At 37.9% G+C, this 17,131-nt stretch carries 16 protein-coding genes and 2 pseudogenes; 11 read left to right on the forward strand and 7 right to left on the reverse strand.

The window, feature by feature from the left end; all coding sequences use genetic code 11:
• A pseudogene (locus FTT94_RS16835) lies at nucleotides 1–67 on the reverse strand (helix-turn-helix domain-containing protein); the annotation flags it as partial.
• A gap of 362 nt (nucleotides 68–429) precedes the next feature.
• Between FTT94_RS16835 and FTT94_RS07515 the strand changes: the two are divergent.
• Nucleotides 430–1,728 carry an MgtC/SapB family protein gene (locus tag FTT94_RS07515; RefSeq protein WP_180170519.1) on the forward strand — a complete coding sequence of 433 codons (1,299 nt, stop codon included), beginning with the start codon at nucleotides 430–432 and terminating at the stop codon, nucleotides 1,726–1,728.
• 23 nt (nucleotides 1,729–1,751) lie between these two features.
• Here FTT94_RS07515 and yddG read toward each other — a convergent pair whose 3' ends face one another.
• Nucleotides 1,752–2,675: an aromatic amino acid DMT transporter YddG gene (gene yddG / locus FTT94_RS07520; RefSeq protein ID WP_180170520.1), complete on the reverse strand. Its 924-nt coding sequence runs from the start codon at nucleotides 2,673–2,675 to the stop codon at nucleotides 1,752–1,754.
• 265 nt (nucleotides 2,676–2,940) lie between these two features.
• On the opposite strand from yddG, the gene FTT94_RS07525 reads away from it, so the two are divergent.
• From FTT94_RS07525 to FTT94_RS07555, 7 genes and pseudogenes are all read left to right on the forward strand, one after another.
• Nucleotides 2,941–3,144, forward strand: a complete 204-nt coding sequence (locus FTT94_RS07525; protein ID WP_180170521.1) for a hypothetical protein — start codon at nucleotides 2,941–2,943, stop codon at nucleotides 3,142–3,144.
• 24 nt (nucleotides 3,145–3,168) lie between these two features.
• A complete protein-coding gene (locus FTT94_RS07530; RefSeq protein ID WP_180041432.1) occupies nucleotides 3,169–3,336 on the forward strand; it encodes a hypothetical protein in 168 nt (55 codons plus the stop codon).
• 959 nt (nucleotides 3,337–4,295) lie between these two features.
• Nucleotides 4,296–4,862, forward strand: a complete 567-nt coding sequence (locus FTT94_RS07535; protein WP_180170522.1) for a hypothetical protein — start codon at nucleotides 4,296–4,298, stop codon at nucleotides 4,860–4,862.
• A gap of 96 nt (nucleotides 4,863–4,958) precedes the next feature.
• On the forward strand, nucleotides 4,959–5,921 hold the full coding sequence (gene puuE / locus FTT94_RS07540; protein ID WP_180170523.1) for an allantoinase PuuE: 963 nt from the start codon (nucleotides 4,959–4,961) through the stop codon (nucleotides 5,919–5,921).
• A gap of 143 nt (nucleotides 5,922–6,064) precedes the next feature.
• The gene (gene uraD / locus FTT94_RS07545) at nucleotides 6,065–6,568 is read left to right on the forward strand and encodes a 2-oxo-4-hydroxy-4-carboxy-5-ureidoimidazoline decarboxylase (RefSeq protein ID WP_180115657.1); all 504 of its coding nucleotides are present in this window, start codon (nucleotides 6,065–6,067) and stop codon (nucleotides 6,566–6,568) included.
• Nucleotides 6,565–6,885 (forward strand): hydroxyisourate hydrolase, encoded by a 321-nt coding sequence (uraH, locus tag FTT94_RS07550; RefSeq protein ID WP_180023718.1) that lies wholly within the window; start codon nucleotides 6,565–6,567, stop codon nucleotides 6,883–6,885. Before uraD ends, uraH begins: the two co-directional genes overlap by 4 nt.
• 30 nt (nucleotides 6,886–6,915) lie before the next feature.
• Nucleotides 6,916–8,296, forward strand: a pseudogene (locus FTT94_RS07555) (nucleobase:cation symporter-2 family protein).
• Nucleotides 8,297–8,503: 207 nt separating this feature from the next.
• On the opposite strand, the gene FTT94_RS07560 reads toward FTT94_RS07555, so the two are convergent.
• Both FTT94_RS07560 and alc read right to left on the reverse strand, forming a co-directional pair.
• Entirely contained in the window at nucleotides 8,504–9,004 is a 501-nt protein-coding gene (locus tag FTT94_RS07560; RefSeq protein WP_180170524.1) for an ureidoglycolate lyase, read from the reverse strand.
• Between the two features lie 89 nt (nucleotides 9,005–9,093).
• Nucleotides 9,094–10,101, reverse strand: coding sequence for an allantoicase (alc, locus tag FTT94_RS07565; RefSeq protein WP_180170525.1), 1,008 nt, complete (start codon nucleotides 10,099–10,101; stop codon nucleotides 9,094–9,096).
• A 208-nt stretch (nucleotides 10,102–10,309) separates the two neighbouring features.
• On the opposite strand from alc, the gene hpxO reads away from it, so the two are divergent.
• The gene (hpxO, locus tag FTT94_RS07570) at nucleotides 10,310–11,467 is read left to right on the forward strand and encodes an FAD-dependent urate hydroxylase HpxO (RefSeq protein ID WP_180022858.1); all 1,158 of its coding nucleotides are present in this window, start codon (nucleotides 10,310–10,312) and stop codon (nucleotides 11,465–11,467) included.
• A 104-nt stretch (nucleotides 11,468–11,571) separates the two neighbouring features.
• On the opposite strand, the gene FTT94_RS07575 is transcribed toward hpxO, so the two are convergent.
• Nucleotides 11,572–12,501, reverse strand: a complete 930-nt coding sequence (locus FTT94_RS07575; RefSeq protein ID WP_180111494.1) for a LysR family transcriptional regulator — start codon at nucleotides 12,499–12,501, stop codon at nucleotides 11,572–11,574.
• A 248-nt stretch (nucleotides 12,502–12,749) separates the two neighbouring features.
• Here FTT94_RS07575 and FTT94_RS07580 point away from each other — a divergent pair, with 248 nt between their 5' ends.
• Nucleotides 12,750–13,805 carry an aromatic ring-hydroxylating dioxygenase subunit alpha gene (locus FTT94_RS07580; protein WP_180050827.1) on the forward strand — a complete coding sequence of 352 codons (1,056 nt, stop codon included), beginning with the start codon at nucleotides 12,750–12,752 and terminating at the stop codon, nucleotides 13,803–13,805.
• An 87-nt stretch (nucleotides 13,806–13,892) separates the two neighbouring features.
• On the opposite strand, the gene FTT94_RS07585 is transcribed toward FTT94_RS07580, so the two are convergent.
• The gene (locus FTT94_RS07585) at nucleotides 13,893–14,333 is read right to left on the reverse strand and encodes a DUF2147 domain-containing protein (RefSeq protein ID WP_168379617.1); all 441 of its coding nucleotides are present in this window, start codon (nucleotides 14,331–14,333) and stop codon (nucleotides 13,893–13,895) included.
• A 524-nt stretch (nucleotides 14,334–14,857) separates the two neighbouring features.
• Between FTT94_RS07585 and FTT94_RS07590 the strand changes: the two genes are divergently transcribed.
• Complete coding sequence (locus FTT94_RS07590; protein ID WP_180170526.1) at nucleotides 14,858–15,694, forward strand: SDR family oxidoreductase; 837 nt, start codon at nucleotides 14,858–14,860, stop codon at nucleotides 15,692–15,694.
• A gap of 179 nt (nucleotides 15,695–15,873) precedes the next feature.
• Here the strand turns inward: FTT94_RS07590 and benE are convergent, their stop codons facing one another.
• The gene (benE, locus tag FTT94_RS07595) at nucleotides 15,874–17,097 is read right to left on the reverse strand and encodes a benzoate/H(+) symporter BenE (protein WP_180111500.1); all 1,224 of its coding nucleotides are present in this window, start codon (nucleotides 17,095–17,097) and stop codon (nucleotides 15,874–15,876) included.
• Nucleotides 17,098–17,131: the final 34 nt, after the last annotated feature.

Below are 17,131 nucleotides of genomic sequence, written 5' to 3' on the forward strand. Positions count from 1 at the left end.
GCTTGGCCAGAAAAATGAGTCGTTCTCGCTGTTCTAAACTAAGTGGTACAGAAACAATTCGAGGCATGTGTGAACATCTGTTAACTAAAAAAACTTTTTCGCATGATTAGTTATTTTTGTCAACTTAGTGGTGATTGCGGCGATTATGGTGATTTGGGCTTAATATGTGCTTTAAACAGTCATGAAGGAAAATAAAGGCCAAATTTAAGTCAGATTTTCGAATATTTTTTTAATTAAAATATGAGAAAAATTAATGTTTACTAAGATATTTATCATGGAATTGTTTATGATTTAAAAGATGATTAAACTTTGAACATGATTGAAAATGCTCAATTTGTCCAATTTATATATTTATTTTTCGAATTTTAGCGTTAATTTTTTTTATTTATATTACCAAAATAATCAATGTTTTGATGGGAGGGCTTAAATTTGGAAATACTCATACAAACATTATCCTTCCCCGCATTGTTAACGATTTTAGCTTCGGCTTTAGGCTGTGGATTGCTCATCGGTTTGGAGCGTCAACGTAACAACAATTTAGACAGTGAACAGAGCTTTGCCGGTTTACGCTCATTTACCATTTGTGCATTGTTAGGAGCACTGTGTTTTTTAATCCATTTAGCTGTTGGTGTGCTCGGTGCAATTGTCGTCAGTATGTTTAGCTATTATGGATTAAGCCAACAAAAACAAGATATTGGAACAACCACTGAACTTGCTTTTGTCATGACTTATTTAATCGGCGCCGCTTGTGTTTTTAATATTCCATTGGCTGCGTGTTTGGCTGTGGTGCTGACCCTCATATTATTTGGAAAAAAAGGCTTACATCATTTTGCAGCACATTGGATCAAAGACTATGAGTTAAGAGATGGGGTCTTTTTACTGGCATTGATCCTAATTGCCTTACCTTTAACTCCAAATCAAGCCTATTGGGGTTCAGTATTAAATCCCTATGTGATTTTAAAATTACTGATATTGATCTTGGTGGTGCAGTCATTAGCGCACATCGCCAAGCGGCTTCTATCTTCTGATAAAGCGATTATCTTATCGGCCTTGGCATCAGGTTTTGTGTCGAGCACAGCAACAATCGCAAGCTTAGGCATGGAAGTACGAGCAGGAAAAGCCAGTGCCAAAAGTAATGCAGGGGCAGGACTTTTTTCATGTGTTGCGACATTGGTTCAACTCTTGATCATCGTCCTTGGGGTGAGTTTTGCATGGTTTAAAATATTAGTTATACCAAGTATCGTCGGCATCTTGATATTGGTCCTTGCTGCGCTATATCTGATTTATGGCTCATCTCAAGTTCAGCATAATAAAGAGACAGAACCCGAAAAACTTTGTGTAGAAGCGAATGAACCAGCGCCGTTAGAAAATACCGATAGTCGAATGTTTAGCTTAAAACAGGCGGCAATCATTGCCATCACGCTTACTTTGATCCAAGCACTTGTTTATGGATTAAATCTCGCTTTAGGTGATAAAGGCTTAATTTTAGGGACATTATTAGCATCACTCTTTGAAGTCCATGCAGCTATGGCAACCGTGGTGATGCAAGGTAATATCGACAATTTAACATTGGTTTATGCTGTGGTGATTGGATTATCAGCCCATGCGATTTCAAAATGTGTGAATGCATTTCTCACAGGTGGCTGGAAATATTTTCTATATTTTGCACCAACACAGTTACTTCATATGCTGTGCCTAATCGCGGTTTTGCTATTCAGTTTAAGATAAATGAGCCAAGTGACTGCTTCTTATTATTCATGGCGCAATTGCATTAATCTGGCTTTAATTTGTGGCCAACTGGTTGAAATCCAACATACCAGCGAACCTAATGTCACCAAAATGGCACCATGCCAAAAACTTAAAGTCAGTGGTGTCTGTAATATAAACATTGAAATAACCGAAGAAAAAATCGGACTAAAATACGATAAAGTTACCAATATCGTAATATTGCCTTTTATAATACCTACATTCCACGCTGCATAACCCAATGCGGTCACGATGGACACGATTAACATATACTTACCGGTATGTAAGTCTACGGCAGGCATTCGCGGGATACCGTGAAATATCAACATTTTTAGCCATAGCACAATGGTGATCACGACGAAAAAGAATGAAATAGGGTTATGCCCATGACTGTATTTACGTGTAATCACACAATAGAGTGACCATAAACTCGCGCCCATAAAAGCAAGAAAATAGCTAAAGGGATTGGACTGAATGTTGGTAAAGACTGTAGACCAGTTAAAACTTCCGTTACCAGTTTGGATTAAAATAATGCCGCCCAAACTAATGGCTAAACCAATGATTACGAAAAAGTTAAATTTTAATTCTTTAAATAATATTAACGCGGCAATTGTCAGACTCGGCCATAAATAATTGACCAAACTGATTTCAATCGCTTGTTGAGCTGTTTGAGCCAAAGCAATGGCATACGAAAAACACAACTCATAAATCACAAATAAAAGGGTGGCGTATATCAAAAATTGGCGCGGAACCAGTTTAAGGTTTGGAATTTTAAATAAGAGCAATAGAATAATTGCGCTCAAGGTATACATAAAGAGCACAGCAAGATCAGGGCCAATACTGAAACTAATTTTCTTAAGTAAACCAACAATAGAAGACCATTGTAAGATTGCACTGAATCCAATCAGCGTTGCAAGATTTTTGGACATGATTGCTCGAAGATTTCGCAAATGGCGAATGAATTTTTAATTTTTATTATAGTCTTTATTCAGTCGTTTAGTATAAGCGTGAAATTATCAAACTCTATTTAATTAAAAAGATTTAGAGCTCGTCGTACGTCAAGAGCAGCATGGCGATGAACTAGGTTTAGATTCTGGCTTATTAACGCACGATTTAAAACTTGGACAATGTATTCATGCCTATATTCGCGCGAATCCAAATTTTCACTTAGCAGAGGGCGTTAAGTCGGCAATTATGATTGGCAATGGCTCAGGAATGGCGGGTTTGCTTTCACATCTTAAGCAACGTGTCGCAACAGAGCACTATCAAAACTGGTTAATTTATGGTGAGCGTCAACAAGATTTCGATGCAATTTTTGCTGATGAACTGCATGAATTACAAAACCAAGGTAAAATTGCAGAAATCGATCGGGTATTTTCTCGTGATGGATTTGCTTAAAAATATGTGCAAGATGTCCTAGTTGTGAAAAAAGCTGAATTGATTGATTGGCTAGAGCAAGGGGCTTGTCTCTATATCTGCGGCAGTTTAAATATGGTTAAAGCGGTAGATGCCACTTTGCAAGAGATACTGGGCATTGAACAACTGCATACACTGCGTAAAGCAGGTCGTTACCGCCGTGATGTGTATTAAATAATTGATGTCTACTGAAGAAGTAAATAATGATGCAGTTCGTAATGAGATGGATCGATAGTTTAAAAAGGAACAATAATGGATAAATTTGTAATTAGAGTTTATCACGATTATAAAAGGCTAATTATAGCTATTTTTTTTATTATTGAGTTTTTGATTTTTTTAATAAAGTATTACTTTTTTGGGATAGGTTTCTGGAGTTTTATTGGTGCAGTAGTTTTTTTTATTATCTTTGTTGATCTAATTTATAATGGGAGTTATTTGTTGATCGGGAAGATAAAAAAAGAAAGTGAAGTTTATGAATATTATATTAGGTTTATCTATATTTTTGTAATTTATTTATTTTCAATATATTGCATTGTTGAGTGAAGAGTAAAATTTAAAAATTATGAGTAAATATTTTTTTTAATATTTTGTAGAGTTTTGCTCGTTTATGGCTCTATTGCATAAAGATTCTTAAGACAGACCACCATAAGTCACTAAAACTTATGTAACTTACTTGGATGTGAGGTGGGCCTAATCAAAATCTTTTGTCTTCTCCAAAGCGTGGATTAATCAATTGCTAGCCAATCTTATTGTTTGAATCTTTTATTTGGAACTGAGTGAAAAATGACTTATGAATATAAATTAATTTTCAGAGTTAAGTGTGTTGATTTTACAAAGAATATTTGATCATGACGCTTTAAATTTATCAATAATTAAGTATAGTTATGCCATTAAAAAATTACTAGATTAAACAAACAATGAGAATGCACATTTTTTTAAATTCCTTACTTACGATGTTTTGTTCAATTTCAATATTTATGGTCATTTTTATATATTTTTTATCTAATTGGCAAATATGGGAAAAACATTTTACATTCATTAGCTTAATATCATTTTTAATACTGGCAATTTGTTTTTACTTTAAATATAACGAAAAATTGAATGATGATGATATTTTATTCAAGCAGTTGCCAATGAAAGTACGGCTACCAATAAGAACTTCAACTATATTATTTTTAAACCTAAATTTGGGTTTTATCTTATTTATATTGGCAGTGCTTACAATAGTAATTACAGCTAATATATGGTTTATTACACTTTTTATTTTTAATATTTGGAATGCAATAATTTATCATCCTCATATTTGGTTTGTGGATTCAATTGATTTAAAACAAGATATAAAAAATAAAACAAATGAATTTGAGAGTCTAAGACAGGAGAAAGGTGATTTTGAATATTTTAATGATGGTTTCACTTGTACTACAACTGGGCCTGAATTAAGCACAAAAACTATATTATGGAAAGATATTCAAAGTATAGATGTCGTACGCCAAGATCTTGGACCCTTTGATGAGATTCAACTCTATATATTGTGTTCAAATACAATCATTCATATTACCGAAAATACAGAGGGTTATTACTATTTCATTGATCAACTGCATCAGAATTTTCCAGAAATAGATGAAATTTGGCAAATTTCAATCATTACAGATGATTCAGGGCAACCATTCAATATTTTAAAAAAAGGCAATGGTCATTGATATGAAAAGCTATTTAGCCGTCTACGACATTGGCGCATAATTTGCTTGTTTCTACCTAATTTTTTACTGTTTGATATAACAAATTAGGAAGTTAAAGTGACTACAGGCTACTTACGTGGACAAGACTTAATTGATCAGATCCAACAACAGGATTATTCCAGAGATCTAATTGGATATCATGGCGATGTACCTCAAGTCGTATGGCCTAATCAGGCACGTATCGCAGTGCAGTTCGTGTTGAACTATGAAGAAGGTGGAGAAAACCACATCGAACATGGGGATGCAGGATCAGAACAATTCTTATCCGATATTATTGGAGCGGCCAGTTTTCCTACCAAACATATGTCGATGGACTCGATGTATGAATATGGCTCCAGAACCGGTTTTTGGCGGATACATGAAGAATTTAAAAAACGTGATTTACCCATGACGGTCTTTGGCGTTGGTATGGCTTTAGCACGTAATCCTTATATCGTCGATGCGATCAAACAAGCCAACTATGATGTCGTTTCACATGGTCAACGCTGGTTACATTATCAAGATATGCCGATAGAGCTGGAACGTCAGCACATGGATCAAGCGATTAGTGTGCTTGAAGCATTATTTGGAAAGACGCCTATTGGCTGGTACACAGGGCGTGACAGTCCCAATACACGTCAGCTATTGGCTGAATTTCCGCAAATCAAATATGACTGCGATCACTATGGTGATGATTTACCTTTTTGGAGTCATTTGAAGAATGAAAGTGGTCAAACCCGTCCACATTTAATTATTCCTTATACACTCGAAAGCAATGATATGAAGTTTTGTTCACCGGGTGGTTTCAACAGTGGTGAACAATTTTATCAATACCTTAAAGACGCTTTTGATGTGTTATATGTAGAAGGTGAAAGCGCTCCAAAAATGTTATCGATTGGGATGCATTGTCGTATTTTAGGGCGACCAGGCCGTTTTAAAGCACTACAACGATTCTTAGATTATGTGCAATCACATGAAAAAGTCTGGATCTGTCGCCGTGGTGATATCGCGGAACATTGGTATACACATCATGCAGTCTAATAAAAAAATATTTGGATAAAGAGGAGCTTAGCTCCTCTTTTTTTAGGCCTGTACTTAGGTAACTGACATCATAGACCTAGGTTGGCACTGATATTGCAAAACTAAATTTGAACAATAATTCAATAATTTTAGGCGAATTTATAGTGCAACTTGTTGAATTTAATAAAGCATCCGAAGCAGATGTAAAAACTTTTTTAAAGCACTGTGTGCAAATTGAAGGCTGGGCAGAACACATTGTAGCGCAGCGTCCTTATACCTCTATCACCCAAATCACAGAGCAAGCAGTAAAAGCTGCAAATGCTTGGACTTGGGATGAAATCAAAAATGCTCTAGATAACCATCCACGGATTGGTGAAAAAAAGGCACAGGCTGAATTAAGTAGTTTGGAACAACAATTTTCAAATCGAGAACAGTCTGAAATTTCAGCAGATGAAGAAACTCAATTTGCATTGCTCAAAGGCAATATCGCGTATGAGAAAAAGTATGGTTATCTCTTTTTAATCAAAGCTTCTGGCCTCAGTAGTGAAGATGTACTACAGGCGCTGCAATATCGATTATTGAATGATCCTGAAACCGAAAAACGAATTGTTCATCATCAACTGGCTGAAATTGCCTTATTAAGATTAAAACAGGAGCTTAGCGCATGATTAGCTCACATATTTTAGATACCAATCTAGGCAAACCCGCAGCAAACGTCAGCATTCAATTATTTAATGCACACGGAGAGTTACTAGGTTCAGCCCAAACCAATGCTGATGGTCGCGTTAATGATTTTGCGCTGAAGGACTTTACAGCAGGTGCTTATAGCCTTGAATTTGCGACTGCTGAATATTTTCAGACTTTAAATACCGAAACCTTTTTTCCAAAAGCTGTGATTCATTTTTATGTAAAAGATGCCTCGCAGCATTTTCATATTCCTTTACTCATCAGCCCATTTGCATATTCAACGTATCGTGGCAGCTAAGAGCAAAGTTAAAAAATAGGGGATATAAAAATGACAGAACAAAATAAAACAGTTTCACCAGAACATGAATATTTAGGCGCAGGGAAAAGCCTTGCCTATGGACTACAGCATGTATTAACCATGTATGGCGGTATTATCGCTCCGCCATTGATTATTGGTACAACCGCGGGACTTGAACCTGCGCAGATCGGTTTATTGATTGCGGCGGCGCTTTTTGTCGGTGGCTTGGCGACCATACTACAAACCGTCGGTGTGAACTATATCGGTGCAAAATTACCCTTAGTACAAGGTGTTTCATTTGCAGGTGTGGCGACGATGATTGCCATAGTAACCGCAGGCGGTGGGCTTTCTGCTGTTTATGGTGCGGTGATTGTTGCATCTCTAATTGGCTTTTTTCTAGCACCTTATTTTTCAAAAATTATTCGTTTTTTCCCACCGATTGTGACTGGCTGTGTGATCACCGTGATTGGTCTTTCATTGCTGCCTGTAGCGGTACGCTGGATGATGGGGGGGGAACAATAAAGCACCAGACTGGGGAAGTGCTGAGAACATCAGTTTGGCATTTTTAACTTTGGGTATTGTGATTGCGCTGAATTTAACCCGTAATGCAACCATCCGACGTTTATCTATTTTGTTGGCCATTGTCTTCGGTACAGTGCTGGCTTATGCCTTTGGCTTTGGCGATTTTTCTAAAGTTGCAAATGGTAACTGGATTCAATTTCCAAGCTTCTTTGCTTTTGGTATGCCAACTTTTGAGTTAAGTGCCATTATTACCATGCTGATCGTGACTTTAGTGATTATGACTGAAACCACAGCAGATATTATTGCCGTTGGGGAAATTGTTGGTACTAAAGTGGATGCTGAGCGTATTACCAATGGCTTACGTGCAGATATGCTATCTAGTGCAGCAGCGCCAATTTTCGGTTCATTTATGCAAAGTGCTTTTGCACAAAATGTCGGTTTAGTAGCGATTACTGGCGTTAAAAGTCGCTTTGTTGTCGCAGCGGGTGGGATGATCTTGGTCGTCTTAGGCGTTCTACCAATTATGGGGCGACTGATTGCAGCGATTCCAGTCCCTGTATTAGGTGGTGCTGGTTTAGTTTTGTTTGGAACGGTTGCGGCAAGTGGTATTCGTACCTTGGCGAAAATTGACTATAACGAGCAAAAGAACCTCATCATTGTTGCGACTGCGATTGCAGCAGGTATGATTCCAATTATCGATCATTCTTTCTATGCAAACTTCCCGAAATGGGTGCAAACACTCTTTCATTCAGGCATTAGTTCAACTTGTTTGATGGCGATTATTTTAAATATTGTGTTCAATCATTTGAATTTATTTAAAAATAAGGAAGTGACTATGAGCAAAGATCAGGTTAAAAAACCAAGCATGGCGATAGATGTGCATCATTAATCATGGCAGATCTTGGGTCTTGAACCATACGATGATTCATAGAATATAGTTTGTATAGAATAAATAAAGCCCTCTAAATTGAGGGCTTTTTTAATGCGTTATGTTTAAATTAAATAATATCAAGAGATGAAATAAATTATGTATTAACAGATGGTTAGATGGTTTTTAGTCTATTTAACTCTAAGTATTTAAGCTAAAAATAAACAATTAGTTTGAAATGTGAATAGGCATTGGGAACTGGAACACATCACAATTATGTCCAGTCCCAATACGATCGATGACGGCAAAGCTGCTTGGTGCTTCGAGTGTCAGGAGAGGATGATGCCATGTTCCTGCACGATAGTTGACTCCTTGGCTACCATCAGTGATGAAAGCACATAGCTGTGTAAGATCAGGGCTGTGATCATCCAACGCAGGTGCAACTACCACTAAAAAAGCCTGCGCTTGCATTGGAATAAACGCTTGTGAGCCGTTGGGATGACGCTCCAACATCGAAATCGTAAAAGGCAATTCAGTGGTTTTGATATTTCTAAAGATGCTAATTCCAGCAACCGCATCACCTGAAATTTCTGTTTCTACGAGGGCATGATATCGCTCTGTATGTGCATCATTGATGTGGAAAAAATCATGTCCAGTTGTGCAAATGACCTCTCCAAAAGGCGCAAAGCCTTCAATACTGAGAGCTTGTATTTTTATGCTGTGTGTCATGTTTAGATATCTTATAGGGCATTTAATTAAAAAAATTGAAACCAAACACATAGGAAGCACGAAGGCTTCCTATGTGATTAACACTGCAATTAAGGATGTATTTTTCCCCATAACCGTATGCGACTAATCCCCCCGTCAGGAATCATATTGATGCGGATATGCGATATTTTTTCATGCTTTAAAATCTCACTAACGAAGCTATGAATATGATCCATCTGCATGTCTTGTGCGTCGAGCAAAAACGGCCAGAACATACTTTGCGGAATCAGTTGAGGGTCAGTGGCATCTTCTACATAGATCGCTTGTATGGAAACCTGCGCAGGGAAGTTGCCTTTAAAATGGGCAGTATCAATATCAATTTTTTCAATTGCACCAGATTGACCCAAAGCCAAAATACACCAGTCAAAACCTGGTGCACGGCGACGTTTAGTTTCCCAACCATCTCCCATATTGATGCCGCGACCAGGGTTAATTAAGTTTCGTGGATGTCCAAAATGAGCATCACTATAAGCAATTACGCGTCCACCATTTTCCAGTGCAACAAGGTCTAATGTGCTCGTATTGTCTTGAATTTGAACCTGAACTTCACCATAGACTTTAAATCGTGCAATACCACCGTCTGGGTATATATTTAAACGCACATGGGTAAAAACCTGATCATTTGAGACCTTCAATATATGGTGTTGGCTCGGGCCCAATACGGTATTGTCTAAGATATTGACCCATGCTGCCTGTGCTAGCTCACCATTTGGTGCAAAGCAGGCTTCAACTGATGCGGAAGCTGGATAATTCCCTGTAAAGAATGTTGTATCAATATCTAAGGCTTGAATTCGTCCAGCAACACCGAGTTGGATGATTGCCCAATCATAACCTGCATGGCGTTTACGACGCGTTTCCCAACCATCCATCCATTTGCCATGATCATCAAATTTATCTTCGACGAAGATAGGTGCATTAAATTGAAGCATGCGTTTTGCTTCTGCAAAAAAATCATCTGAACATTCAAGTATTTTTGCACCAATACGGTCATCTGCTAAATTTGTAAGTGTCTGTAATTGTGCAGGAATATCAAAAATTTGTGCGAGTAAAGTCGCCATATATAAAATCCATTCACTATTTTCATTTAAAACATATGCATTTTGTTTTTAGTGTTAAAAATTTAACATTTGATAAAAACTAGCATTTACACGTGTTTAGAAGCACAGCGTGTGCCAACTTTAGATTTTTTTATTGTTTGTTTGAAAAAATGGCATGCTTTTCGCTTTTTAGGAGAAAGATATTTAAAAAAACACAGGGGAGTTATAGATGGACATTACAATTATTGGTGCAGGTATGGCGGGCCTAACGACAGGGATCGCTTTGAAAAAATTTGGACACCAAGTAACCATCTATGAACAGGCAGAACAAATTTTACCTGTTGGAGCCGCTATTTCTTTATGGTCTAACGGTGTCAAATGTTTGAACTATTTGGGGCTAACCGAACAAGTCGAAAAGCTCGGTGGCAAGATGGATCACTTAGCCTATATCGATGGCTTAACTGGTGATGTTATGACGCAGTTTAGTCTGTTTCCTTTAATCGAAGAAGTTGGTCAGCGACCTTATCCAGTTTCACGTGCAGACTTACAAAATATGCTTATGAATGAGTTTGGCCGCGAAAATATTCATCTAGGAAAAAAAATGGTGAGCTTCTCAGAACAAGATGATCAAGTGATCACATGTTTTGCCGATGGAAGTGAGGTTCAGGCTGATTTATTGGTTGGCGCCGATGGTACACATTCATTGACACGGGCGTATGTATTGGGGGAACAAGTTGAGCGCCGCTATGCAGGTTATGTCAATTGGAACGGGTTAGTCGACATTTCAGAAGAATTTGCTGCGGCAGATCAATGGACGACATTTGTAGGAGAAGGTAAACGTGTTTCGCTGATGCCCGTTGCCGACAACCGATTCTATTTCTTCTTTGATGTCCCTTTAGCAGCAGGCTTAGAAAATGACCGCACACAATATAAGGCTTTATTTAAAGAATACTTTAAAGGTTGGTGTGAACCGGTGCAAAAGCTGATTGATGCTGTAGATGCCCAAAAAACCAATCGGGTAGAAATTCATGATATTGAACCTTTTGCAGATTTCTACAAAGGTCGTGTGGTGATCGTGGGTGATGCAGCACACAGTACAACGCCGGATATTGGACAAGGTGGCTGCCAAGCAATGGAAGATGCAATTTATTTAGCCCGTTCTCTGCAAATCAATACTTTAGGCTTACAAGATTCATTGCGTCGTTATCAAAATAAACGTAATGAACGTGCCAATGAATTGGTACTGCGAGCGCGTAAGCGTTGTGATGTGACCCATATGAAAGATGAAAGTGTGACGCGTGAATGGTATGCAGAACTGCGTAAAGAACAAGGCAATCATATTATGAAAGGCATTATTAGTAATATTGTAGGTAATCCATTGGATTAAAAAATAAACAGATAAAACTTTAGCTTTCAGCAGCCAGTACGGGTTATTCGCACTGGCTTTTTTTTACAAAAAATTAAGTGACAAAAAAAGCCTAAATAATGGTTTTAGGGGTTCAAAGATTTTAAATTGATCTTAATTTCTTCCATTTTTTCCACCAAAAGATTAATCATGATCTGAGAAATTCGAGAGGTTTGGCGCTTCGATGCGACACATAAAGCGATGGTCAAACTGTGTAAGCCTTTTTCACGGATCGGTTTAAAAATAATCTTATTATTCTCAAGCAGTGGTAAAGCATCCATGTATGACATCAAACTGATACCTAATTGCTGTTGAACCAATGACAATATCATTCTAATGTCATTACATTCGATCTTTTGAATCGGACTAAACTTATGATGTTTATATAAAGTCTGTACATATTCACTAATAATGAGTGGATCACTCGGCAAAATATGCCGTTCATTTAACATATCTGAAAGATAAATTTTATCCATCCCACCCAAGGTATGATGCGGCGACATCACAAAGCCCAACGGAATTTCTATAAAGGATAAAATCTCTAATTGGCTATGGCTTTTGGGATTTAAAATAATGCCAAAATCTAATTCTGCATCGACGATTTTTCTGGAAATATCTTCACTGCTATTCATGCTGATATTGAGGTTGATCCACGGATAGGTTTCAGCCATCTTTTGAATGCAGTCGACGACGAAACTGTCATTCAAAGCTGCAATAAAGCCCATTTCAATGTTTCCACGGTTTAAGCCTTGGATTTCATCAAATCGAGTTCGTGTCAGTTGATATTCTTTTTGCCATTTTAATAAATCGGCATACAGTAATTCACCCGCAAGCGTCAGTTTTAAGCCCTGAGGGAGTCGTTCAAATAGGGCAACCCCCAGTTCTTCCTCTGCCAAAACGATTTGTCGATGTACTGCCGAGACTGAAATAAAAAGTTGTTCAGCAGCTTTGCGTAGACTTCCAGTCCGTGCAACCGCCATAAAATATTCAGAAAATCTAGAAAAAGTAATCGACATACAGGGTTCAATCTCTATCGCGTGATTAGCGAATTATAATGTTATGCATTTTAAGCGATATTCATGCCAGCTTTATCAAATCGTGCAGAGATCAATGCTTATTGTTCTAAAAAACAGAACAATCTATGCAAATCATTCTAATAGACAGAAATGTGTTTAGATTTTAATTTCGACTTAGAAAATAAGGATTTAGCAAAATTTAAATAGTGCTAAATGCTAAAGAAATATTGAAAATGTCGAGATGAACTATGAATGCCATTCCAGTACTCAATTTATTTACCCAACCTCAGTGCAGTACATTTGATGCCAACGACTGGAATATTTTGGCGCAGCATTGGTATCCCGTTGCACGTGTAGAAGATGTTTCGACTGAACCGCAACAAGTGCAATTACTCGATGTAAAAATGGCGTTATATCAAACTGAAAGTGGAAAAATTCATTTGGTTCGTGACATTTGTCCACATCGAGGGGTGCCATTAACTAAAGGCTGGGTCAAGGGTGAAGACATCATTTGTCCATATCATGGTTTACATTATAACGGCGCAGGAAGGTGTGTAAAAATTCCCGCACAGCCAGAGCTGACTCAAATTTCAGAGCGTTTTTCATTAACTAAATTTCCAGTTGTATTGAAATATGGATTGGTGTGGACCAGTTTATTTAATCGCGATGAATCTACGGCCAATTTTCCAGATTTAGACACGTGGGATAACGAGCAGCACCAATCTATATTGCCACCTTATGTAGATATTGGTGGTTCAAGTGGACGTCAGCTCGAAGGCTTTATTGATGTTGCACATTTCGCATGGGTGCATCATGAGAGCTTTGCAGACCGTGAAAACCCCAAAGTGAAAAAATATTCGACAGTGCGTACAGACTATGGACTACATACAGAATATCTCAGTGATGTGAGTAATTATCCGCATGGCTTACAACATTTAGCGCCAGAAGATTTTTTATGGAAAAGAACGTTTGATGTCTATCCGCCATTTTCTGCAATTTTAACCATCGATTTTCCTGAAAATGGGGTGTTAAAAATCTTAAATGCTTGTTGTCCTGTATCGCATAATAAAACCCGTTTATTTGTGCCTTTAACTCGTAATTTTGATACCACTGGCGATTTGCAAGCGGTCTATGATTTTAATGCACAAATTTTTGCTGAAGATCAGGACATGGTGGAAAGTCAAAAACCAGAGGAATTGCCACTGGATATTAGTATGGAGGCGCATTTCGAAGCAGATCGATCATCGACAACCTATCGTCGCATATTAGCTGAATGGGGGTTAAGCAAACGTTATACCGTTTAATATATAAATTCCAAAATTTTTAAATTTGAAATTTTCATGCAAAAAAGCGACTCAATCGAGTCGCTTTTTGAATTTGTACGATACGGATTAGTTTACACGTATCCATGTCTGGCTGCGTCCAAGCGCGGATACTCCAATATAGCCACGACCATTCAAGGTCTTACCGTCATTCGACATTTTTGCATTGAAGCTATAAGTTTTACCATTTTTCGGGTCAGTAATTTTACCGCCGTCATAGGTATTTTTACCGGTATTTTTCAAACCATTCACGATTTGCACACCGAGTAGTGGTTTATTGTGGAATTTACCTACACATTTTTGGCAGTTTTCTGCTTCACCCGGGGTGAGTACATCAACGATTTTTGCAGATAAAACGCCCTTTGATGTTTCATTAAATTGAACTACAGATAAAGGTTTTTTGGTTTGGTCATCGATGGTTTTCCATTTAGTACCATGCAATGGATCAGCAGCCAAAGCTAAGCTAGACACCAGTGACAAACCGATTAGGCTAAGAGTTGTTTTTATCATTTTAGAACCTCTATTGAACATAGTAAGAGATGTGCATCCCTGATCTCCCAAAGGGTGGATACACAAGACTTGGAAAATTACAAAGCATCAGCCTTGTTGTCTTCAAGGGCTATATTCACAAAAAAATAAGTATATATTGTGGATTTTATATACTGATTTTGAATATGTAGAATCTGGATCGTGTAGAAAAATAGAATAAATGTTGAGCTTTGTTTATAACATTTGGGATTTGTATCACTTTTATAAATATCAAACGCTGTTTGAGCTGAAAAATTTAGAGCTACAATCCCAAAAAAAGCCGGAGCTAAAAGGCTCATTAAAGCTTTTAATTTTTGCTCTAATCATGTTGAATTACATTAATTTGATTTGAAGCAATAACGCTAAAGAGCTATGTATAGCATTCATATTTTACAATTAAATAAAATCATTTCATTCATAGATCAGTTCTCGTTAAGCTTGTGTTATGAATAATATGAAAATGCAGCTTGTTCACTGAACGAGATTAAGTGTGTATAGGAATAACGATGAAAAATTTTAACAACAAAGTCGCAGCCATTACTGGAGCAGGTTCAGGTATTGGGCAGCAGTTAGCCATTCAACTGGCTCAATCAGGTGCGCATCTAGCATTAAGTGATCGCAACCTTGACGGTCTTGCACAAACGGCTGAAATGATTAAGTACACCGGTATGAAAATAATTCAGACCCAATTAGATGTGTCTGATCGTGCCGCTGTAGAGCAATGGGCGGCTGCAACCCAAGCTGAATTTGGCCAGGTCAATTTGATCTTTAATAATGCAGGTGTCGCGTTAGCCAGTACTGTAGAAGGTATGCATTATGATGAAATTGAGTGGATTATGAATATTAATTTCTGGGGCGTGGTATATGGGACAAAAGCATTTTTACCGTATTTAAAACAAAGTGGCGATGGACATATAGTTAATATTTCCAGCTTATTTGGTTTGACGGCTCAACCGACTCAAAGTGCCTATAATGCAACGAAGTTTGCGGTACGAGGTTTTACTGAATCTTTACGCCAAGAATTAGACTTGGAAAATGCTGGAGTCAGCGCAACTTGCGTGCATCCGGGTGGGATTCGAACCAATATTGCAAATAGCGCGCGTATGAGTGACAGTATTCGTGCGTTAGGGATGAACCCAGATAGGGCAACCAAAGCATTTAATAAAGTGCTAAAAACACCGCCTGAAGTCGCAGCAAAAGTCATTTTAGATGCGGTAAAGCAGAATAAACGTCGAGTTTTAATTGGTAATGATGCCAAAATTATTGATTTAATTCAGCGAATTGCACCTACACGTTATGCCCAAGCCATAGATCTACTTAGTGGTAAGAAAAAACGTAAATAATTCAAAGATAAGTAAAAAAGGGATGATGCAACATGATCCCTTTTTTATCCTATAGAGCTCTTAATTTCGAATATTGAATTTTTAAGTTTAAATGACAAGAAAATCAAAAAATTGAGTTTTCGATTAAACAAAGAAGATGTAATTTTCCATCTTCTTTGTATTAGCAATGCGTTTGGATATTATGAACTTTTAGAATCTTGAGTCGTTGTCATTGGCGCTTGTGTAGTTACACGGTTGGTCAAAATGACATGTGCCGCAACACCGATACAAATCCCCCAAAAAACCGAGCTTAGCCCTAAAAAATGCATACCTGAGGCTGTCGCTAAAAAGGTGATCAGCGCTGCATCACGGTTGGCCTCATTTTTCATTGCAACCGACATATTTGTTCCAATCGCACCTAATAACGCTAGACCTGCAAGTGCAGCGACCAACTCTTTAGGTAATAGGCTAAATAACATGACAATGCTGCCTGCAAATAAGCCGCCTAAAATATAAAAAATACCATTGGCAATACCGGCTATATAGCGTTTTTCTTTAAGTTCATGTGCATCTTTGCCCATACACATGGCTGCGGTGATAGACGCTAAAACAATAGTAATGCCTCCGACACATGCTACAGCGAGCGAGGCAATACTGGTCGCTGTAATAATGGGCTTAGCTGGCGTGTCATATCCACTGAGTTTCATGATCGCCATCCCCGGAAGAAATTGACCACTCAGACTGACTAAGATTAAGGGAATCGCCAAATTTAAAGTTGAGTTCCAAGTCCAAATTGGGGCAATAAACTGCGGTATAGCGAGTTGAAAATTCACATCAACAGGATTAATTTTTCCTAATGAAAAACTCAAAACGACTCCAGTCAGTAAGACCCAAATCATCGCGTAGCGTGGCGATAGTCTTTTCGAAAAAAGAAAGACCAATAACATGCCAAAGACAATGATCGGCATACTATCTGTAGCAGTGAACAGTCCAAGCCCAAACTGAAATAAAATACCTGCCATCATTCCCGCAGCGACATCTTGAGGAATCCATTTTAAGAGTTTGTCAAAATAGCCGGTGATGCCAATCAAAAATATAACGATAGCGGATGTGATATAAGCCGCTATGGCTTCATTCAGTGAAATATTCGGAAATAGGGTGACTAAAAGAGCCGTACCGGGCGCTGACCACGCGGTAATCACCGGGGTTTTATATTTAATAGAGAGATAAATACCCGCCAGCGCAGCACCAATAGAAATCCCCCAAATCCATGAAATCATCATGGCTGGGGAAACTTGAGCTTTTTGTGCGGCTTGGAAAAAAATAATTAGTGGGCCTGAATATGAAATCAGCACGGCTAAAAATCCTGCAACCGTCGCTGAGATCGACCAATCTTCTTTTAATGTTTTTAACAGGGGTGCCATCGCTTTTGCCTCCATGCGACTATGTCAATGAGCC

The organism is Acinetobacter sp. YH12027, from assembly GCF_013420085.1.
Classification (GTDB): Bacteria; Pseudomonadota; Gammaproteobacteria; order Pseudomonadales; family Moraxellaceae; genus Acinetobacter; species Acinetobacter amyesii.

Bases quoted from the DNA above. Each gene is read 5' to 3' on its own strand.
- FTT94_RS07560 (WP_180170524.1), bottom strand. From the start codon at position 9,004: ATGACACACAGCATAAAAATACAAGCTCTCAGTATTGAAGGCTTTGCG.
- FTT94_RS07575 (WP_180111494.1), bottom strand. From the start codon at position 12,501: ATGTCGATTACTTTTTCTAGATTTTCTGAATATTTTATGGCGGTTGCA.
- FTT94_RS07525 (WP_180170521.1), top strand. From the start codon at position 2,941: ATGATTGGCAATGGCTCAGGAATGGCGGGTTTGCTTTCACATCTTAAG.
- hpxO (WP_180022858.1), top strand. From the start codon at position 10,310: ATGGACATTACAATTATTGGTGCAGGTATGGCGGGCCTAACGACAGGG.
- uraH (WP_180023718.1), top strand. From the start codon at position 6,565: ATGATTAGCTCACATATTTTAGATACCAATCTAGGCAAACCCGCAGCA.
- FTT94_RS07535 (WP_180170522.1), top strand. From the start codon at position 4,296: ATGAAAGTACGGCTACCAATAAGAACTTCAACTATATTATTTTTAAAC.
- FTT94_RS07580 (WP_180050827.1), top strand. From the start codon at position 12,750: ATGAATGCCATTCCAGTACTCAATTTATTTACCCAACCTCAGTGCAGT.
- alc (WP_180170525.1), bottom strand. From the start codon at position 10,101: ATGGCGACTTTACTCGCACAAATTTTTGATATTCCTGCACAATTACAG.
- FTT94_RS07585 (WP_168379617.1), bottom strand. From the start codon at position 14,333: ATGATAAAAACAACTCTTAGCCTAATCGGTTTGTCACTGGTGTCTAGC.
- FTT94_RS07590 (WP_180170526.1), top strand. From the start codon at position 14,858: ATGAAAAATTTTAACAACAAAGTCGCAGCCATTACTGGAGCAGGTTCA.
- benE (WP_180111500.1), bottom strand. From the start codon at position 17,097: ATGGCACCCCTGTTAAAAACATTAAAAGAAGATTGGTCGATCTCAGCG.
- yddG (WP_180170520.1), bottom strand. From the start codon at position 2,675: ATGTCCAAAAATCTTGCAACGCTGATTGGATTCAGTGCAATCTTACAA.